Here is a 17,441-nt window from a genome sequence, read left to right on the forward strand (position 1 = left end):
ATTCCACCTTTGGAAAAAAACGGATTGGGATGCTTTCCCTGCGTCCTAATGGTTAATTTTGGTATTAGTATAAACCAGCTGGCGATCAAATGTAAAGTAATAATTTTAAAAAGGGGTATATTGTTTAATATCTTTAATATTTAATCATATAAAGTGTTATTTCGTCCCTATTATGGAACAGCTGTTTAGCACGTTGTATTTGCATGTTAGCATCTTCATACAGTTGTATGACTTCACGAATCAAGGCAAGCGGCTTTTTGGACAACAGCTTGATCGTAACTACTGCGGTTCCACCTGGAACAAGACTGTAAAGCAGCTCAGTAACCAGCTTTACCGTTAGCTTTGGACTCCAGCTCATATCACACACGAGAAGATCAAACTGATTGTCCCGGAATTTCACACTGTCTGCATTTCTCTTCAAATATGTTAAATCAGGATGATTCAGAAGAGAGGGATGCATGTTAGCCGGATCAACTGCTGTTACCTTTAGGCCCCTCTCCAGCAGAAAGGAAGTCCACCCTCCTGGAGCAGCACCAATATCAAGTGCGCTGTGAAAGGACGTAAAATCAATGCCAAAGGTTCGTTCCGCCTCAAGCAGCTTGAACTTAGCCCGGGATATTTGTCCTTCTTCACGTTGAAAGCGAACTGCACCGCCGTTCCAATCCGACAAATTAGCTTCAGGCTTGGAGATCCCTGCATAAAGGAAGCCACCTGCAGCGTATACAGACAAAGTCCAATCTGCATCCTTAACTACAAACTGTGCTCCAGTAATATTTATACGTTCCTCTAACCGTTCCTTAAGCTCAAGTGCAGTGCCTTTCCATCCGCTTGAGGATGCTTTGCGAGCCTGTATGACAATCCGGGATGCATCGAGCATACTATTGCCGGAAGCAAAATCAACCACAGCACTAACTGCTTCATCTGCAGAATCTAGCTCGTCAAAAGATATCTGTACATCTAGAGGAAACCAATGCCTCAAAAAAACCGGATTCTCATCAACTAAGCGTCTAACGGCTTCCTCCCGAACTACAGGCAATGTAGCTAGAAAGACTTCTCCCTGTTCGAGAACACGGCTCTTGACCGAACCAAACGTTCTTCGAAGCTCCTCCTGGGCATAAGAAGCAAAGCCGTGATTGGCCGTACATATAAATTGGGATCCTGTAAATTCCGATGCGGTTGCATCTATATTTTCATTTAACATCATTTAATTCTACTTCCCTCTGGCTTATTGCCGGTATCTACTTTTCTTTCTCTTCTGCTTTCTCTGCAATTTCATCCAGCCGTTCGAACGGGATTGGACAGCTATGCACGACCACTCCCTCAGGCTTATTAGGATATAACAGTTCATACATACTGTTCTTTCCATGAATGCTGGATGTATGCAAAAATATTTCTTTGGCGTACAGCCCTTCACGAACCATGGCAGCAGCCACCTCAGTCCCTGTCATTCCATCCGGACCCATATCATGGTCCAAAGATAAAATATCCACTTCCATCTCCCTTAACAGCTCCAGACACTCTTCGCCTGTCCTTGCAAGTACAAACCCTTTGGGACAACGGCGAAGGTCATCCATATATAAGTGAATCACACCCGTTCTTCCTTTCCCTCTCACGTTTATTCCAGTCCAGCTTCGCTCCACAGCTCTATCTGATGCATATCCTGCATATAGGTTCCATCCCTGCCTGTCTCGCTTTCCAGCACCAAAGGCAACCCCTTCAGCTCGGGTATGCTGAGCAGCCAACGAAAGCCTGCCTCACCAATGTGCCCTGTTCCGACTCTGGCATGTCGATCTTTACGGGAACCTGCAGGATATTTGGAATCATTGAAGTGTAGCACCTTTAGGGCTTCAAAATAATTCAAATCCCTTGCCTTATCCAGGAATGCCGTATCTCCGGCTCCTCCCCAAATTCCAGCTGCAAAAGCGTGACAGGTATCCAGGCAAAAGCCAATATGCTCTGGCCGCTCACAGAGCTTGCGGATCTGCACCATTTCCTCGAGCGTTTTGCCTTCCTCACCATGATCACCGGCTTGGTTCTCCAAGAGAAGTAGAGCATTTCCCTTCCACCCCTGAAGCACTTCATTGATACATTGTATAATATTTTTATAAATTTGTAAGGGGTTTCCATCCCTGGAACTCCCAAAATGAACCACAATACCTAAGGACCCGCAGGCCTCTGCAATTTCAAGGTCATTGCGCAATGAATCTACTACCTTAGAACGAGCCTCTTTCTGAGTGACCGGTTCAAGAGCTAGATTGCTCGGGTAAGGCGTGTGAGCCACCGATACGATTTCCTTCTCTCCACATAGCACTTTGCATCGCTCGGCATCTCTAGGATCAACCTGCTTCACCGACAGGCTCCGCGGGTTCTTTGGAAAATACTGAAATACCCCTGCTCCTTGGGCAGCAGCAGCCAGAGCGGCACCTGCAAACCCCTTACGTATGCTTAGATGTCCTCCTACCCTAACCATTCTATTCATGCTGGCAGTTCGTGCAATAAAATACTTTTCTACCAGAAATTTCTGCCTTCACAATAGGTTGGCCGCACACCAGACATGCCTCGCCTCCACGATCATAAACCCGGCAGTGCTCATTAAATCCGCCAGTTAATTGATCTTCTTGGGTTAACGGCAGCTCTATATATCCGCCTTGCCGGGTGGCCTCTGTCAAAACCTCACGAGCGGCATGGTACAGTTTTGATAGATCCTCAGCAGTTAGGCTTTGAAGTTTAGCGTCCGGCCTAATTCCGGCTACAAAGGCGATTTCATCCGCATAGCAGTTGCCAATCCCGGCAATGATGCTCTGATTGACAAGAGCCGTTTTAAGATTTCCACGGCGCTTTCCAAGCAGCTCCGCAAATTTATGTTCGTTCATGCGTCGATCAAATAGCTCGGGGCCAAGGTCGGACAAAGCCTCTTCCGTCTCCTTAGCACTTAACAAATGAAGATAGCCGAGTCGAAGACCAATGAAATACAGGGTCTGCTCTCCAAATGATATTTCAATTTGTGTCGTTCGGGCCGGCTTATGTTCCGCCCCTCCGAAGTATAACAACCCGCCAAGCATCAGATGCAGCAGCAGGCGGCGTCCATTATCCAAATGAAATACTAAATGCTTGCCTCTCCGCTCTATAAAAATTATCCGTAGGCCCATTAATTCCTCAGTGAAGCGATGAGGCTCGACATTAATGGATTTCTCCCGGTTTACGGCCACTTTGGTGATCGGTAGGTCTAGAATATGTTGTGACAACTGTATTTTGTAATTCTCCATTTCCGGCAGCTCCGGCATGGTGCATTCTTCCCTTCCATCCTAAGTCCTGTTAGAACAGACTCAAGACCTTCTCATAATATTAAAGTAATACCATTAAGGACAGATGTTGTGTAAAAGGTTGTCCAGGTTTTCACAGACCAAATCAGGCGTAATCCCTGTTTTTTGTAAATAGTATTCCAGATTCCCCTCTGTTGTAACACCCGTTAATGTCAGGATTGTTCCACATCCTGCATGATCGCCGGCAGAAATATCTGTCAGCATATTATCCCCGATGACAGCCACCTGCTCCGCAGGCAATCCAAGACGGTCCATCGCCTGCTTCATCAAAATGGCAGAGGGTTTGCCAATCGTCAGCGGCTCCACCGCTGTAGCAGCCTGAATAGCGGCAGACAGACTGCCAGCTCCAGGCATAAGCCCCTCATCTGAGGGCAGGAGCAGATCGGGATTGGTCAGTACATATTTGGCTCCCCCATGGATCCACCGCGCCGCTCTTGTTAACGTCTCATAATTGAAAGAACGGTCAATTCCTTGAACCACATATTCGGGTTCTTCATCCGTCAGAATTAATCCCGCATTTTCCAAAGCATGAACTAAACCGTTCTCACCAATTGCTGCAACCTTGCAGCCAGGGCTCTCTTCCGCAAGATGGCTTGCAGCAGCCACGGCAGAAGTGCAAACCTGCTCATGGCTGGCGGGAATCCCCATCCGTCTTAATTGTTCTGCAACTTCCTCCGGCGTTTTGGACGAATTATTCGTTACGAACAGAAGCGGAATATTGCGCCGATTCATTTCCGTAATCAGCTTGTCTGCACCGGGAATCATTACCGGACCATGGTACATCGTCCCGTCCAAATCAATTAAAAATCCCTTCCAAAGGGCTGTATGATGCCCGGAAGACCAGGTCATGCGATCACCTATTTTCAATATGTAAATTTACGTTAGATTCAGATAAACAAATACTATTGTATTCGGTTAAGGTACGCATTAGCAAATTTGTTTTTTACAGCATAGCTCGGCACTTTCGTCGAACGACCTCGAAGAGTCGTACCTTGCCATATTGCCAGACCAGAAGTTTGCTGCGCCGTGTCATTTCCTGCGCTTTCCCGGAAAATAATCAATCTGCTTCATGTCTGGTCACAGGGTAAAGCTCATGTTCGATAGCCAACTGAGTCTCGGGGAATACCGTTCTTGCCTCCTCAAGAAGCCGAGTCAAATCATGGTCATCCTTATATCGCGAGCTGAAATGAGTAATGATCAGCTGCTTTGCCCCTGCCTGAACCGCAGCTTCGGCCGCCTGAATGGCTGTACTATGATGGTACTCATAAGCCGTATCTTTGAGTTCATGCAGAAAGGTTGCCTCATGCACCATAAGATCAGCATCCTGGGATAGGTGAACCGCAGCTTCACATGGCCGAGTATCGCCGAGTATCGTTACTATTCTTCCACGCTTGGGCTTGCCAAGCACTTCTTCTGGTCGAATGGTAACCCCGTCAGGAGTTATGATGCTCTCCCCGCGCTTAAGCTGACCATATAGAGGACCAGGCTTAATCCCATGGCGGCTAAGTACGTCGAAATCCAATTTCCCAGGTCGATCCTTCTCTACAACGCGGTATCCATAGCTGTCAATCCGGTGTTCTAGCAAAGCAGCTTCAACCCGGAATGAGTCATCCTCAAACAGCAGGCCGCCCGCATGCTCCTTAATAACAAGCTCATAATTAATTCGGGATTCACTGATCCCTAAAGTTGTCTCCACAAAAGCCTTGATCCCTTTGGGACCGTATAGCTCAAGTGGAGCATCCCCTCCCTGATAAGCCCGGCTTGACAATAACCCCGGCAGACCGAAGAGATGATCTCCATGCAAATGAGTAATAAATATCTTCTCCAGCTTGCTAAGCTTCAATGGGGATTTCAGCACTTGATGCTGCGTGCCTTCCCCACAATCAAACAGCCAAAAGCTGCGCCGCTCCTCAAACATTCGCAAGGCCACCGAAGTGACGTTTCGCTGTAAGGAAGGGACGCCCGCATTTGTTCCCATAAAATAAAGCTCCATAACCCGCATCCCTTCTTCCTTTGACCAAATAAGATGTATCTATTTCTATCGAGCCTTCTCGTTCTACTTTTATACCCAAAATGTTATGCCGATAACCGAATGGAAAGCGAATCCTTAAGGGGTATATTGCCAATAATATTACCAATCATTCGCTCAAATAAGTGTACAGCGGCAGCATATTGGGAAAGGAAAAGTCCCAAGACTCCGATTGTTGAATAATTAATATCATTAACTTATGTACGGCTTTATCAACCCTGCTTAGTATCCCTTAGTTTATCAGAAGCAATCCTTGAAGAAAAGCAGCGCTGGATATAGACTGATTTTAAATAAAATATAGGTCGACATCCAAGTTCCCATCCTTTATAATCCATACTATACTCATTTGAAAGCGGGGTAATCCTATGGCGTCTATCAGAATTAGAAATACTAACACAACAATTACGGATGAAAATGAAGTGAGTAATTTCCTAAGTGGTTTTGATGTCGTTTACGAACATTGGAATCCGAACAAGCTTCCTGAAGACCTGAAGAATAACTTCCTTCTAAATGACGAGCAAAAGCAGCGTATCCTGGATACCTATGAAGAAGAGATCAAGGATCTGGTAGCACGTCGTGGCTACCGCACCTGGGACGTGATCACCCTCTCAGAGACAACACCAAACATTGAGGAACTGCTTGCTAAATTCGAGCAAATTCACACCCACACGGAAGATGAAATCCGCGCCATCGTCGCTGGCTCCGGCATCTTCATTATTAAAGGGGACGACGAGACCGGTTACTTTGATGTCGTGCTTCAGCCAGGCGACCTGATCTCTGTTCCAGAGAACACTGTTCATTTCTTCACCCTCACCGAGGAACGCAAGGTTGTTGCTGTCCGTTTGTTTGTAGAAGAGAACGGCTGGATTGCTCACCCGCATGAAGATCCGACTTTTCAGAAAGCTTAATGGACTGGATTATTGATATAAAAAGCTGATGCATTTCTTCCAAGTAACGGCGGAAGAAAGCATCAGCTTTTTTATGTCTATATTACCCTTGCATCAAGATTCTGCATTAAAGGAAGCAAATCCATAAGGCTGTGTATTTCGTAATTTGGAACAATTTCGTCAGATCGATCTTTGCCGTCCCGATTGATCCATACAGCCGTAATTCCAGCACCCAGCGCCCCTTTGATATCTGTGGTCAGTTTATCCCCAACCATCAGTGTCTCCTCAGGTTTGCAGCCTAGCAAGGACAAAGCATGGTGGAATATGGAGGGATCAGGCTTCCCCTTTCCGAATGTCCCCGATACAATAACCTCGTTAAAATAAGGGGCGAGCTTAGGAACTCCATCCAGCTTCTCTTGCTGCAGAGCGGGGCACCCATTCGTCAACAGCAGCAGCTTTACTCTACCTTGCAGCTCTTCAAGCAGCTGGAATGTTTCCTCATACACATGCGGACGCGCGCGCCGCTCAGCACCAAATTGCTCTGCCAGCCGCTTAGCTAGTGCAAGGTCGTCCACTCCCTGATCAAGCAGCCCTAATCGCCAGGCTTCCTGACGATAAACGGGGGCCAGCTGTTCCAGCTGTCTAAATTCCGGCTGTTCTCCACCGTTAAAAGTAGCCCACAATCCTTCAAATGGATTAATTCCAATCATCTGAGTGAACGGATAGGTCTCATAGGATTCATATAATGAACGGGCTGACTTACGTACAGATTGCTCCAGAGCTTCAGCATTCAGCCCTTTCTCGGCTGCTGCTGTGCGACATACTGCCTCAAAAGCCTCGCGAACACTTCGTTCATCCCATAACAGCGTATCGTCCAAATCAAAACAAACCGCTTGAATACTCATCTGCCAGCTCCCCCTCTTGTACCTTAAGACTTCGCTCTCTTGACTTACTTCTTCTCGAAATCAATTTTGTGCGTAGCTGCAAACTGTTCCAAGCTTTCCCCCATGGCAGTCGTATCGAAGAAATTACGACCCCGGGAGAACTTCCAGTTAGATTCCTTACCTTTAGTTACAATCACAACGGAGTTCTTGCTTTGCTGAATCTTTGAAATGCCGTTCGCATCAAGGCGCTTGTCGCGATTGTATTTCGACGTAAAAAGCGAGCCTTTAAAAATCCGCAAATAAGGTCTTCGGAAAAACACCGCAGCCGCTAATATTAAGTACAAGGCCATGGTAATAATTGTGAGGGTATAATTCGTCTTTTGGCCCGCACTATTGTTACCAACGATCCCTATAACCAAATATAGGAGTCCCAGAAAGACTAAAAGGGACGGGAGTAAAACATTACGGCCTCTAAAGGTCTCACCTTCTCCCTTACTGCCGAGGCTTGTTCCCGGCTTGATCCCCTTTTTCTTCTGGTCTTGCTGCAGCTTCTGGCGGTTCTTCTCCACCTTGCGTTCAAAAGATCTGGACATTCACTTTTTTCCCCCTACAAAAGTTGCGGTTATTTTTCGTCTACAATCTCAATGGAATCCAATTGTTGACGGAAATTTCTTCTTATATTCTGAAGGTAAACTTCGCGGAGTTCCGCGCGTTCCAGTTTCTCTTCGTTCGTTAACCCTTCGGCCTTGTTCTTGCGGGCCAATTCATTTATACGTTGTACCAGGCTGTCGATATCCATAAAATCCTCCTTATAATTAGGCATTCACATCTACTTTGACATGACAAAAAGAGCTTGTCAAGGCATCTCGGGTCCATGACAAGCTCTAAATTACCATCAATTCTGTATTAGAAATATGTGTATCATATCGAAGGGAGATTTAAGATATCGCCAGCCTGAATTTCACTTCTCTTCATGCCGTTCACATCTTGTAATTTCTCAATATATACTCGAATATCCATCCCCTCTGGTTTATGGGAGGAAGCAATACTCCAGAGAGAATCACCCGGTGTGACAACTACAGAATCTAGCAATACATCCTCTGAACTTCGATTAGTAGAAGCGAAGGCATTCAATACGCCTGTACACGCTATGGAAATCATGATCATGGCAGCCAAGATCATTACAAACCGCTTACTGAATTTAAAATTATTCATTATAGAGGCTGACTGAACGTTCCTGCCGGCTTCCTTATTATCATAAATACTGTTATATGTACTATATCTCAACACAACTCACCACTCCAAACATTTGTTCTTATTCGCAAATTCAATATAACACGAACATGTGTTTTGTTCAAGCCTATTTCAGAACAATTGTTCGTACCTATAACAATTGCAATAGAACCCTTGTTTGTGCGAACGGAAGTTCTATGTTATACTTTTTCCATACGTTACTAAATGGGGTTGATAGAATATGTCGAAGGTTTCCAGCCGGCAGCAGGCGATATTGGAATTTATACGCAATGAAGTACGCATGAAGGGCTATCCGCCCTCCGTCCGCGAAATTGGCGAGGCCGTGGGACTAGCTTCCAGCTCGACGGTACATGGTCATTTAGATCGCTTGGAGAAGAAAGGTCTAATAAGAAGAGACCCAACGAAACCTCGGGCTATCGAGCTGCTGGGCCAAGAGGAATCGGAGAATATTCATATGTTCTCACAGACCGTTCTGCGTGTACCGGTTGTGGGGAAGGTTACCGCCGGTGTACCTATAACGGCTACCGAGAACATCGAGGACTACTTCCCGCTGCCAAGCCATTATAGTACCGATGCAGAGATATTTATGCTTGCTGTAATGGGCGACAGTATGATTGAAGCAGGGATTCATAATGGTGACTATGTCATCGTACGACAGCAGCAAACTGCTGAGAACGGTGATATTGTTGTTGCAATGACTGAAGAAGACGAGGCAACAGTGAAGACCTTCTACAAGGAACGCGATCATATACGCCTTCAGCCAGAGAATCCAGCCTATGAACCGCTTCTCTTGAAGCATGTTTCCATTCTTGGGAAAGTCATCGGCTTGTTTAGAGATTTTCATTGAACTTATTCATGCGATAAGAGACTACGTTTTTGTAGTCTCTTATTTTTTGCCTCTAAAATTAACAAAAATACGTTCATATATAGTGATATTCATCATAGTGTGTTATATTGATAAAAAAGATAATTGATCCGATAAATATTTCTTATGAACTAAAAAACAATGAAGAGAAGGTTAGAATCAAGTGAATTTCCAGGAGTATCCCGCCATTCTAAGAAAGAAGTCCCTTACGCTGAGACCAGCACAAGAAGTGGGCTTAATTCTGGTGTCCGCTTTACTTGTTGCAGCAGCCCTGAACCTATTTCAGATTCCACATCAGCAGTTGTCTGGAGGCATTGCTGGCGTAGCTTCCATTATTGGCTATTTGACCGGATGGAATATCTCGCTTGTTTATTTTGTGCTCAATGTTCCTCTAATCATTTGGGGCTGGAAGGTTGTCGGCAGAAAGTACATTGTGCTTAGTCTCATCTCGGTGCTTAGCACCACTTGGTTCATGACCATCATTCCTGTCGTCAACATCACGCATGACGCTACCCTTGCGGCAGTATTCGGGGGAATTATCTCTGCAGCTGGAATCGGCTTCTCTCTTAGAGTAGGCGGGTCTACCGGCGGTTTTGATATTGTGGGTTCGATCGTGACCCGTCGGCGTGACGTTCCTATGGGAAATATTTTATTTATACTTAACGGGGCGGTTATTCTTATCCTTGGCTTCTACAAGAACTGGGATCTTGCCCTTTATTCTATGCTCTCCACCTTTGTCAAAGGTAAGGTTGTCGATATGATCCATGTCGGCCACATCAAGGTTACATGCTTCATTATTACGAAGGAGAAGGATAAAATGCTCTGTCAGCTGCGTAAGCTGCATCACGGCATTACCTGTGTCGATTCACAGGGCGGTTACAGCGAAGAAGGCAACTATATGCTAATGACCGTAACGACCCGGTATGAGCTTGCCGCTGTTCGCAAAACAGTACTAGATACAGATTGCCACGCTTTCATGAATGTGGTCCAGTCAACCGAAATCGTCGGCCGATTTGCTAGGCCGGTCAAATAGATGCAAAGAACAAAATGTCCAGAGTAGCAGATCATCTGCCCCTGGACATTTTTTATAACTATTAGGATGGGGAGTTGGCATCTAGCAGGCCTGCTCGATGCATTACGGCAAGGAGACGGTAAAAAGTCAGACTCCCGCCGTTAGGAGTATTAATTAAACCTGCGCTTACGGCAGACTGTACAGCTTCTTTGGCCCATTCGGGAACGTCCGTAAATAACTGCTCCTCGACCAACTTCACGCGGTTACTCAGCTGACTGAATGATTCAATCAGCCTGGCCTGCTCCTGCACTGCGGCTTGTAAGGCTTGAAATTCCTTCTTCTCCTCGGGTGTCATGGCTTCCTCCTCCTCTAATTCTCTTAACTTCTCCATGACCTGTCTAACCTGATCTGCGGTTGGCTTCTTCCGGGCCCGATATTGAGCGGTGGTCAAGTCAAAAGTTATCTGAAGATGAGGATAGTCCTTGAAGCTCCTCCAATCGCCTCCCCACTCAAAGCCTAATTCCTTGGCCATGCTCACGACCTTCATCCAATCCGCATTAACCGTCCAGCTCACGCTCTTACCATCCGACTGCAAAATAGCAAAATCAATAGCAACCCCAAAGTTGTGATAACTGCTGCCACCTTTGGCATTAGTGACAATGTTCCCCGGCTTGCTGCGTCCCTGTTCGTATAAGGCATTTTGCTCTGCTATTGAGCGATACCCCTGCGTGATGATTATATTTATCCCTTGCCGATAACTGCGCTTTATTAACTCTTGGGCTGCAGACAGAACTGCCGGGTGAAGCCCCTTCAGCTTGGCAGAAGACTTGCCCATCAATTGATCCAAAGTTAGCATCTAGGGCCGCCCCCTTTACAGATCATTTACCTTAACCGACGAGCATTCGCTTCTTTCCCAGCCTTCAATGATCACAATACCCTGTAAGTCCGTACGATCAGTCCATACAATTTACTGCTTCTCCTCCAGGTGCTGCAATCCCGCCAGAATGGATATCTTATGCCGCCCTGTCATTCGCTGCAACTCTTCCCACGTCGGATTCCTCCTCCGCTGGCTGGATATATTCCATAGAATTCGAAGCAGCTTACGTTCCAAATCAGGAAGCATGACGTTCACCAGCTTTCAGCACTGAAAAAGCGAGCACCTGCTCCGTGCGAAAAGATCTCGGCTGCCCTGTGGCCAGACAATTCGCACGAATTAGGCCGTTATGAATGGCATGAACTTCAATGCTTCGCTGCGTAATGCGTCCAGCCCGATCCATATAGATAATCTCAAGTGTTGTTCCGATATACTTATTGCTCATAGATCCCTCACCTCACACGAACGTTTGTTTGTATTATATGCGAATATATGTTCGTTATTCAATATGAAATTACAGGAGGGGAAGCAGGGATCATGTGCGTCATTCTTAAAAAGGATTGCGTCGATCGAGACATCCAAATACATCATATTTTAGTAAGGAAGATTAGAAATGCAACGTGAAAATGCCATATTCAGCATCTCTTGATTGTAAACACCATACTTTCGATTTTGTTCAAGCACCCAGTTAGCAAAGCCTACTGCACGATTATAGTTATTGTTATCATGTGCATGAAGATTAAAATGCATAAAATCCAGCATGATCTGATTCTCTTCATCCGATAAGGCAAGCCCAAGCTGGCTGAATTGTCTTTGGCGCACCTTTCTTGCTGATTCGGCTTGAGTAGCTTGATGCTGATTAGACACTTGTCCACTGTGCAGCCGGTAATACAACAAATTGATGGGAAGATTAGCCATCTGGATATGCGGAGCTAACCGATTCCATAATTCGTAATCTTCGGCATGGGGATAATTATGATCATACTGAACATTCAGCCGATGAATCATACTGCTTCGCATAATTGTCGTTGGGTGGCAGATACAGCAATGGAACAAGAGCCAGGTTCTTATTTCTTCATGACTGACCGGATTTACTTTAGGTGTACCGCCAATAGAGGTAGTAAAGGCAGAACCGCTAAGATCAATAGATGGATGCTGATCCATGAATGTAATCTGAATGCCTAACCGATCGGGGGCAGCAAAATCATCACTATCCATGCGTACAATATACTCCCCTGTTGCCAGGCTTAACCCTTCATTCAGGCTGGCTACAAGTCCTCTATTTTGTGAATGAAAAACCTTCCTTACCCTTGGATCCTCTATTAATGAGATAAGATAGGACGAACCGTCTGTTGATCCATCATCAATGAGAATAAGCTCGAAGTCTGTATAGGTTTGCACCAATATACTGTGTATCGCTTCTTGGACATAAGCTGCATTATTATAAACCGGCATGATCACGGATGCCCTTGGCACATAATCTCCTCCTATTCTTTGATAAGAATCTATAAATGACCCAAGCAATTGATAGGTTCGTTTCATTGTATGTTAGAAGCATAAATCGGACAGGGCATATAGGTAACAAAAAAGACTCTGCAGTCTTAAACCGCATGAGCCTTAATTCAGATTATATTTAATGGCATTAACTAATCCGCCGCTGCTCCTTCTTTTTAAACTTTGTCACTCCATATTCCTTATAAACTTCAATAGCCTGCTGGTTAATTAACATGCTTAATAATTGATCCACTTCACTAACTGTTAACGAAGTCTCCGTAAGGATTTCCTCTCTAGAAATTCCAGCATGCTGCTCTATCGTCTTGAGAAGACTGATTAATCGGTTGTTTGACTTATTAAAATTATTAACTACTTCCTTTACCTCATATAGATTTGAAATCACCTTATTCTTCATTTCCGGCTCGATCTCAAATTCCTTAATTTGCTGAACTGTGTTCTCAACAATATCATTCGCCTTATTCATATTCTTCATAAAATTATCTTCATCTCGGTAGTCACTTGGAGCATATAAAGCTTGGGGCCTGTACCATAAAGTCACGAAGAAAGACAGAACCAGCAAGATCGGAAACAACATGACAAACCAGATGAATACCCTCTGAACCTCAGCGGCGATGAGCCCCAAAGCGACAGTGGCAGCAACCTCTGCAATACCGGCAAAAATAGCAATGATCGTTAGCGGATTGCTCACCTTGTTAATCTTATCGATCATGTTCATTCCTCCATTCTCCCTCTTAACCTGAGGTTCATAGATTACCTGAATCGCAGCTGGTCAAATCCATTAGGTGTATGTACCATTATAGTTTGTATACTATATTTTGTAAATTTAAATAAATTTTGGAGAGTGATTAAATTATTTTACCGCTCTATCTTGCTTCAATTTGTCACCACTAGTCAAAAAAAGCCTCATTAGCTGTTGCTAACAAGGCTTCTTTTCACTACATATTCATCCTACCCCTAGAATATCCTCACCTAAATCCGTGTTGAATCCCTTCAATAAGTCAGATCTCAAGACTGAACTACATTCGCATAATCACGTGCAGAACGATCCAGCTCATCGTCAGTAAGCATGGACGCGTTATACTGAACAAAATAAGGAAGAAGCTTGATACCAATAAGATTACTGGTAGCTTCCAGCGGCCGCAACAGTTCCTCTATTGTAAATTTATTTCTTCCTTCTGGCCGATAATTCTCTATAGGGCTCCCTGCCGACAAAGCCACTAAAAGTTCTTTACCATGCAAATTATCCCCTTGTGATCCATAAGCCCAGCCATAGGTCAATACGAGATCCTGCCATTTTTTCAGAAGCGGCGGTGTGCTGTACCAGTAAAATGGAAATTGAAATACAATTCGGTCATGCTCCATAGCAAGCTGCTGCTCACGCTGTACATCAATCTGCTCATCCGGATAGACCTCATACAGATTATGTACGGTTACACCTGACTTCTCCTTCAGTTCCTCGACCCATCGTTTGTTTATACAGGATTTTTCAAGATTGGGGTGGGCGACAATCACCAGTGTTCTCATGGTTTTCCCTCTTTCCTATTGTTAGAGTTGGCTATATCCATAATGATACAACACTAAATTATATTGGGACTTTCACACTTATTATGTCATCATCCTTCATTTCATTCAAGAACATGTCCCCGTACAAGTAGGCAGAACTGCTTCTCAATACCAATAGGTCAGTCTGAATTCATTTTTAAATTAGTCTCGATCTGAGAAAAGATAAAATGCGTTACTGTATGAGCATAAGGATTTACATCTTCAATAAACTGTTCTGCTTTTGCAAAAGTATCGAACTGCATTTTAAGCATATAACAGGCGTTTCCCGCGATTCGATAGCAAAATTCCACATTGGATAACCCCTCGATATATTTCTTAAAAGAGTTATAGTCCCCGTTTTTGACAGTCGCTTCGACAATGCACTGAATGGGTAGGCCTAATTTCTCGTAATCCACCTCAAGTGTATACTTCTTTATAATTTCAAACGATTCCAATCTCCTTACGCGCTCTGTTACGGATGGGGAAGATAAATTGATTCTTCTCCCGATTTCACTCATCGACAATCTGCTATTTTCTCTTAGGATATCAATGATTTTCTTGTCCGTAGAATCAATTTTCATAATTAAAGTTATTCTCCCTGTTTTCATTAAATTTCATAAATAATAAGTTGAATTGAATTGCGTATTCAATGTTATATAACCAAATAATTCGATATTATAAATTGTACAAGGAGGTATGAATTATGGCAAGAATCAGAGAATCAAACTATGGAATGACCCCTTTTCAAAAACTGTTAGGACATAATAAGGAGGTCATGAATGCATGGAATCAGCTAGGCGATGCGTTAGAGAAGGACGGAAGACTCTCAGCCCAGTTAAAGGAACAAGTACGGAGAACTTTAGCGCAAAATAACGGCTGTGAGTATTGCAAAGCAAAAGGCAAGCCAGAACCTCATCTATTCGATGAAAAAATATCGCTCGCGGTAGGATTCGCAGAGATATTTATTAAACAAAAAGGAGATCTCTCAGATGGGATCTTCAATGTCTTAAAAGAGTCCCTAACTGATGAGGAAATTAGTGAACTTTGTGCCTTTATTACATTCACAACGGCTTCCCAGTATTTTGGAGCTTTGATGCAGCTGGAAGCCCAGGAGAAATGAGACGATGTTCTTTTTTAGAAGAGAGATATTATATTTACAATAAAAGGGAGATTGTGTTAAGGTAGTTAAAAAAAATCAATGTTATATCTGATTTTAAGAGGTGCATTTAATGACCCTACTTTCCAGAAAACACAATTATAATACATTTTTTAAGATGTTTTATCTTGGATATGCTGTTCTAATGCTAGTATCTTATAGCGCGTATGCCTGGATGGACCATCACCGGATGAATTTATCGCAAAAATGGTTACAAAAAAGCATTCTTCGTCCTGATGATATTGCAATCATTCACCAAAACGGACAAAGATCAGAAATGCTTCAATTGACTTTCCTCGCCATATTTCTGATAGCGATGTGTATAATCCTTATTTGGTTCCGCAACAACAGGGTTGGACAATTTGTGTTCTTTATTGCAAATGCTATTTTATTCATTGTGATTATTATTGGAGGATATATATTCTCCCTTAACTCATCTTCATCCATTGGCAACCTATTCGAACCATTAATCACTCCGACATGTACCCTGATAGGGCTATTGTTCTATTTGTTACTTGTCAGGAAGAGAAAAGCGAACGTTTAAGCGCAACTATATAAGACACAGCAAATACCCGCTGCTTAAATTAAACAGCGGGTATTTTGCTATTCCCCTTTCATCCCGCACCACTTCATCTTCAGGATCTATTGAGCCAGTTACAGCTGTAAATGAAATAAGAAAAACCCCCAGCGCCTACAGCGCCAAGGGTTCCCCGTCTTAATACAACGTCATATATTGGTCACGTTCCCAAGCATGAACTTGTGTTCTGAACATATCCCATTCAATTTCCTTCAGTTCATAGAAATGAGTCAGGGCATGCTCACCCAGAGCCTCAACAATAACTTCATTCCGAAGCAATTCGCCCAAAGCTTCTTTCAAATCTGCAGGCAAGCTTGGAATGCCTTCTTCAACACGCTCTTCTTCCGACATCACATAGATGTTACGGTCGATTGGATCTACGAGCTTGTACTCGTTCTTGATCCCGTCAAGACCTGCCTTAAGCATAACTGCCAATGCCAGGTAAGGGTTGGCAGCCGGGTCCGGGTTCCGTACTTCGACCCGAGTGCTGAGTCCGCGCGAAGCCGGGATACGAATCATCGGACTACGGTTGCTCGCCGACCAAGCTACGTAGCAAGGTGCTTCATAGCCAGGAACAAGGCGTTTGTATGAGTTCACGGTTGGGTTTGTGATCGCAGCAAATGCACGGGCATGCTTAAGTACTCCAGCCATGTAATGGCGTGCAGTCACACTCAAGCCAAGTGTATCGCTCTCGTCATAGAATGCATTCTCATCACCCTTGAACAGGGATTGGTGACAGTGCATACCCGAACCGTTTACACCAAATAACGGTTTTGGCATAAAGGTTGCATGCAGGCCATGCTGACGGGCAATGGTCTTAACTACAAGCTTAAAGGTTTGAATTTGGTCGGCAGCTTTAATAGCATTTGCATATTTAAAGTCAATTTCGTGCTGGCCTGGGGCTACCTCATGGTGAGAGGCTTCAATTTCAAAGCCCATCTCTTCAAGCGTCAGTACGATTTCACGACGGCAGTTCTCGCCCAGGTCTGTTGGAGCCAGATCAAAGTAACCGCCTTGGTCGTTAAGCTCCAGGGTTGGATTACCCTTCTCATCCGTCTTGAACAGGAAGAATTCTGGTTCTGGGCCTACGTTCATTGAGGTATAGCCCATTTCTTCAGCTTCCTTCAAAGCACGCTTTAGGATTCCGCGAGGGTCTCCAGCGAATGGCGTACCATCAGGCATATATACATCACAGATCAAACGGGCAACACGGTCCTCAGCTACCCAAGGGAAGATCACCCAAGTGTCAAGATCAGGGTAAAGATACATATCAGATTCTTCAATGCGGACATAGCCCTCGATTGAGGATCCGTCAAACATCATTTTATTGTCGAGCGCTTTCTCAAGCTGACTTACGGGAATCTCCACATTCTTGATGGTCCCGAGCAAATCCGTAAATTGCAGTCGAATAAAACGAACGTTTTCTTCCTTGGCAATGCGCAGAATATCCTCTTTTGAATAACTCACTGTACCCTCTCCCTTTCATAGTTAAGTAACTTGGTCTACCACAAAAAAATTACCTA

The 17,441-nt window shown here is 44.3% G+C and carries 22 protein-coding genes; 4 read left to right on the forward strand and 18 right to left on the reverse strand.

Annotated elements, in window-relative coordinates; all coding sequences use genetic code 11:
• Positions 1–133: 133 nt before the first annotated feature.
• The 6 genes from DCC85_RS11960 to rnz all read right to left on the reverse strand — a co-directional run bounded on the left by DCC85_RS11960 (position 134) and on the right by rnz (position 5,316).
• Entirely contained in the window at positions 134–1,204 is a 1,071-nt protein-coding gene (locus DCC85_RS11960; protein WP_108465796.1) for an SAM-dependent methyltransferase, read from the reverse strand.
• A 34-nt stretch (positions 1,205–1,238) separates the two neighbouring features.
• On the reverse strand, positions 1,239–1,589 hold the full coding sequence (locus tag DCC85_RS11965; RefSeq protein ID WP_108465797.1) for a cyclic-phosphate processing receiver domain-containing protein: 351 nt from the start codon (positions 1,587–1,589) through the stop codon (positions 1,239–1,241).
• 26 nt (positions 1,590–1,615) lie between these two features.
• The gene (locus tag DCC85_RS11970) at positions 1,616–2,479 is read right to left on the reverse strand and encodes a deoxyribonuclease IV (protein WP_108465798.1); all 864 of its coding nucleotides are present in this window, start codon (positions 2,477–2,479) and stop codon (positions 1,616–1,618) included.
• Positions 2,472–3,284, reverse strand: a complete 813-nt coding sequence (locus DCC85_RS11975; RefSeq protein WP_108465799.1) for an Fpg/Nei family DNA glycosylase — start codon at positions 3,282–3,284, stop codon at positions 2,472–2,474. The genes DCC85_RS11970 and DCC85_RS11975 overlap by 8 nt, the downstream gene beginning before the upstream one ends.
• A 75-nt stretch (positions 3,285–3,359) precedes the next feature.
• Positions 3,360–4,172 carry a TIGR01457 family HAD-type hydrolase gene (locus DCC85_RS11980; protein ID WP_108465800.1) on the reverse strand — a complete coding sequence of 271 codons (813 nt, stop codon included), beginning with the start codon at positions 4,170–4,172 and terminating at the stop codon, positions 3,360–3,362.
• Between the two features lie 208 nt (positions 4,173–4,380).
• Positions 4,381–5,316: a ribonuclease Z gene (gene rnz / locus DCC85_RS11985; RefSeq protein WP_108465801.1), complete on the reverse strand. Its 936-nt coding sequence runs from the start codon at positions 5,314–5,316 to the stop codon at positions 4,381–4,383.
• A 401-nt stretch (positions 5,317–5,717) separates the two neighbouring features.
• Between rnz and DCC85_RS11990 the strand changes: the two genes are divergently transcribed.
• On the forward strand, positions 5,718–6,260 hold the full coding sequence (locus DCC85_RS11990) for a 1,2-dihydroxy-3-keto-5-methylthiopentene dioxygenase (RefSeq protein WP_108465802.1): 543 nt from the start codon (positions 5,718–5,720) through the stop codon (positions 6,258–6,260).
• A gap of 77 nt (positions 6,261–6,337) precedes the next feature.
• On the opposite strand, the gene DCC85_RS11995 is transcribed toward DCC85_RS11990, so the two are convergent.
• The 4 genes from DCC85_RS11995 to DCC85_RS12010 all read right to left on the reverse strand — a co-directional run bounded on the left by DCC85_RS11995 (position 6,338) and on the right by DCC85_RS12010 (position 8,338).
• Positions 6,338–7,144, reverse strand: a complete 807-nt coding sequence (locus DCC85_RS11995) for an HAD family hydrolase (protein ID WP_108465803.1) — start codon at positions 7,142–7,144, stop codon at positions 6,338–6,340.
• Positions 7,145–7,188: 44 nt separating this feature from the next.
• A complete protein-coding gene (locus tag DCC85_RS12000) occupies positions 7,189–7,716 on the reverse strand; it encodes a hypothetical protein (protein WP_108465804.1) in 528 nt (175 codons plus the stop codon).
• A gap of 29 nt (positions 7,717–7,745) precedes the next feature.
• Positions 7,746–7,922: a DUF896 domain-containing protein gene (locus tag DCC85_RS12005; protein WP_108465805.1), complete on the reverse strand. Its 177-nt coding sequence runs from the start codon at positions 7,920–7,922 to the stop codon at positions 7,746–7,748.
• 122 nt (positions 7,923–8,044) lie between these two features.
• Positions 8,045–8,338 (reverse strand): LysM peptidoglycan-binding domain-containing protein, encoded by a 294-nt coding sequence (locus tag DCC85_RS12010; protein WP_108467837.1) that lies wholly within the window; start codon positions 8,336–8,338, stop codon positions 8,045–8,047.
• Between the two features lie 259 nt (positions 8,339–8,597).
• On the opposite strand from DCC85_RS12010, the gene lexA reads away from it, so the two are divergent.
• Both lexA and DCC85_RS12020 read left to right on the forward strand, forming a co-directional pair.
• A complete protein-coding gene (gene lexA / locus DCC85_RS12015; protein ID WP_108465806.1) occupies positions 8,598–9,224 on the forward strand; it encodes a transcriptional repressor LexA in 627 nt (208 codons plus the stop codon).
• 181 nt (positions 9,225–9,405) lie between these two features.
• Positions 9,406–10,275, forward strand: coding sequence for a YitT family protein (locus DCC85_RS12020; protein WP_234414149.1), 870 nt, complete (start codon positions 9,406–9,408; stop codon positions 10,273–10,275).
• A 61-nt stretch (positions 10,276–10,336) separates the two neighbouring features.
• Here the strand turns inward: DCC85_RS12020 and DCC85_RS12025 are convergent, their stop codons facing one another.
• The 7 genes from DCC85_RS12025 to DCC85_RS12050 all read right to left on the reverse strand — a co-directional run bounded on the left by DCC85_RS12025 (position 10,337) and on the right by DCC85_RS12050 (position 14,766).
• Positions 10,337–11,110 (reverse strand): M15 family metallopeptidase, encoded by a 774-nt coding sequence (locus DCC85_RS12025; RefSeq protein ID WP_108465807.1) that lies wholly within the window; start codon positions 11,108–11,110, stop codon positions 10,337–10,339.
• Positions 11,111–11,221: 111 nt separating this feature from the next.
• Entirely contained in the window at positions 11,222–11,377 is a 156-nt protein-coding gene (locus tag DCC85_RS22975) for a hypothetical protein (protein WP_234414150.1), read from the reverse strand.
• On the reverse strand, positions 11,367–11,573 hold the full coding sequence (locus DCC85_RS12030; RefSeq protein WP_108465808.1) for a hypothetical protein: 207 nt from the start codon (positions 11,571–11,573) through the stop codon (positions 11,367–11,369). The genes DCC85_RS22975 and DCC85_RS12030 overlap by 11 nt, the downstream gene beginning before the upstream one ends.
• 149 nt (positions 11,574–11,722) lie before the next feature.
• Positions 11,723–12,604: a glycosyltransferase family 2 protein gene (locus DCC85_RS12035; RefSeq protein WP_108465809.1), complete on the reverse strand. Its 882-nt coding sequence runs from the start codon at positions 12,602–12,604 to the stop codon at positions 11,723–11,725.
• Positions 12,605–12,770: 166 nt separating this feature from the next.
• Complete coding sequence (locus DCC85_RS12040; RefSeq protein ID WP_159081864.1) at positions 12,771–13,358, reverse strand: hypothetical protein; 588 nt, start codon at positions 13,356–13,358, stop codon at positions 12,771–12,773.
• 290 nt (positions 13,359–13,648) lie between these two features.
• A complete protein-coding gene (locus tag DCC85_RS12045; RefSeq protein ID WP_108465811.1) occupies positions 13,649–14,167 on the reverse strand; it encodes an NAD(P)H-dependent oxidoreductase in 519 nt (172 codons plus the stop codon).
• A 158-nt stretch (positions 14,168–14,325) separates the two neighbouring features.
• Positions 14,326–14,766: an Lrp/AsnC family transcriptional regulator gene (locus tag DCC85_RS12050; protein WP_108465812.1), complete on the reverse strand. Its 441-nt coding sequence runs from the start codon at positions 14,764–14,766 to the stop codon at positions 14,326–14,328.
• A 122-nt stretch (positions 14,767–14,888) separates the two neighbouring features.
• Between DCC85_RS12050 and DCC85_RS12055 the strand changes: the two genes are divergently transcribed.
• The gene (locus DCC85_RS12055) at positions 14,889–15,305 is read left to right on the forward strand and encodes a carboxymuconolactone decarboxylase family protein (RefSeq protein ID WP_108465813.1); all 417 of its coding nucleotides are present in this window, start codon (positions 14,889–14,891) and stop codon (positions 15,303–15,305) included.
• 751 nt (positions 15,306–16,056) lie between these two features.
• Here DCC85_RS12055 and glnA read toward each other — a convergent pair.
• Positions 16,057–17,385: a type I glutamate--ammonia ligase gene (gene glnA / locus DCC85_RS12065; RefSeq protein WP_108465815.1), complete on the reverse strand. Its 1,329-nt coding sequence runs from the start codon at positions 17,383–17,385 to the stop codon at positions 16,057–16,059.
• Positions 17,386–17,441: the final 56 nt, after the last annotated feature.

The sequence above is a fragment of the Paenibacillus sp. CAA11 genome (assembly GCF_003060825.1).
GTDB lineage: Bacteria > Bacillota > Bacilli > Paenibacillales > Paenibacillaceae > Fontibacillus.

Bases quoted from the DNA above. Each gene is read 5' to 3' on its own strand.
- DCC85_RS11960 (WP_108465796.1), bottom strand. From the start codon at position 1,204: ATGATGTTAAATGAAAATATAGATGCAACCGCATCGGAATTTACAGGA.
- DCC85_RS11970 (WP_108465798.1), bottom strand. From the start codon at position 2,479: ATGAATAGAATGGTTAGGGTAGGAGGACATCTAAGCATACGTAAGGGG.
- DCC85_RS11975 (WP_108465799.1), bottom strand. From the start codon at position 3,284: ATGCCGGAGCTGCCGGAAATGGAGAATTACAAAATACAGTTGTCACAA.
- DCC85_RS11980 (WP_108465800.1), bottom strand. From the start codon at position 4,172: ATGACCTGGTCTTCCGGGCATCATACAGCCCTTTGGAAGGGATTTTTA.
- rnz (WP_108465801.1), bottom strand. From the start codon at position 5,316: ATGGAGCTTTATTTTATGGGAACAAATGCGGGCGTCCCTTCCTTACAG.
- DCC85_RS11990 (WP_108465802.1), top strand. From the start codon at position 5,718: ATGGCGTCTATCAGAATTAGAAATACTAACACAACAATTACGGATGAA.
- DCC85_RS11995 (WP_108465803.1), bottom strand. From the start codon at position 7,144: ATGAGTATTCAAGCGGTTTGTTTTGATTTGGACGATACGCTGTTATGG.
- DCC85_RS12000 (WP_108465804.1), bottom strand. From the start codon at position 7,716: ATGTCCAGATCTTTTGAACGCAAGGTGGAGAAGAACCGCCAGAAGCTG.
- DCC85_RS12005 (WP_108465805.1), bottom strand. From the start codon at position 7,922: ATGGATATCGACAGCCTGGTACAACGTATAAATGAATTGGCCCGCAAG.
- DCC85_RS12010 (WP_108467837.1), bottom strand. From the start codon at position 8,338: ATGAATAATTTTAAATTCAGTAAGCGGTTTGTAATGATCTTGGCTGCC.
- lexA (WP_108465806.1), top strand. From the start codon at position 8,598: ATGTCGAAGGTTTCCAGCCGGCAGCAGGCGATATTGGAATTTATACGC.
- DCC85_RS12025 (WP_108465807.1), bottom strand. From the start codon at position 11,110: ATGCTAACTTTGGATCAATTGATGGGCAAGTCTTCTGCCAAGCTGAAG.
- DCC85_RS22975 (WP_234414150.1), bottom strand. From the start codon at position 11,377: ATGCTTCCTGATTTGGAACGTAAGCTGCTTCGAATTCTATGGAATATA.
- DCC85_RS12030 (WP_108465808.1), bottom strand. From the start codon at position 11,573: ATGAGCAATAAGTATATCGGAACAACACTTGAGATTATCTATATGGAT.
- DCC85_RS12040 (WP_159081864.1), bottom strand. From the start codon at position 13,358: ATGAACATGATCGATAAGATTAACAAGGTGAGCAATCCGCTAACGATC.
- DCC85_RS12045 (WP_108465811.1), bottom strand. From the start codon at position 14,167: ATGAGAACACTGGTGATTGTCGCCCACCCCAATCTTGAAAAATCCTGT.
- DCC85_RS12050 (WP_108465812.1), bottom strand. From the start codon at position 14,766: ATGAAAATTGATTCTACGGACAAGAAAATCATTGATATCCTAAGAGAA.
- DCC85_RS12055 (WP_108465813.1), top strand. From the start codon at position 14,889: ATGGCAAGAATCAGAGAATCAAACTATGGAATGACCCCTTTTCAAAAA.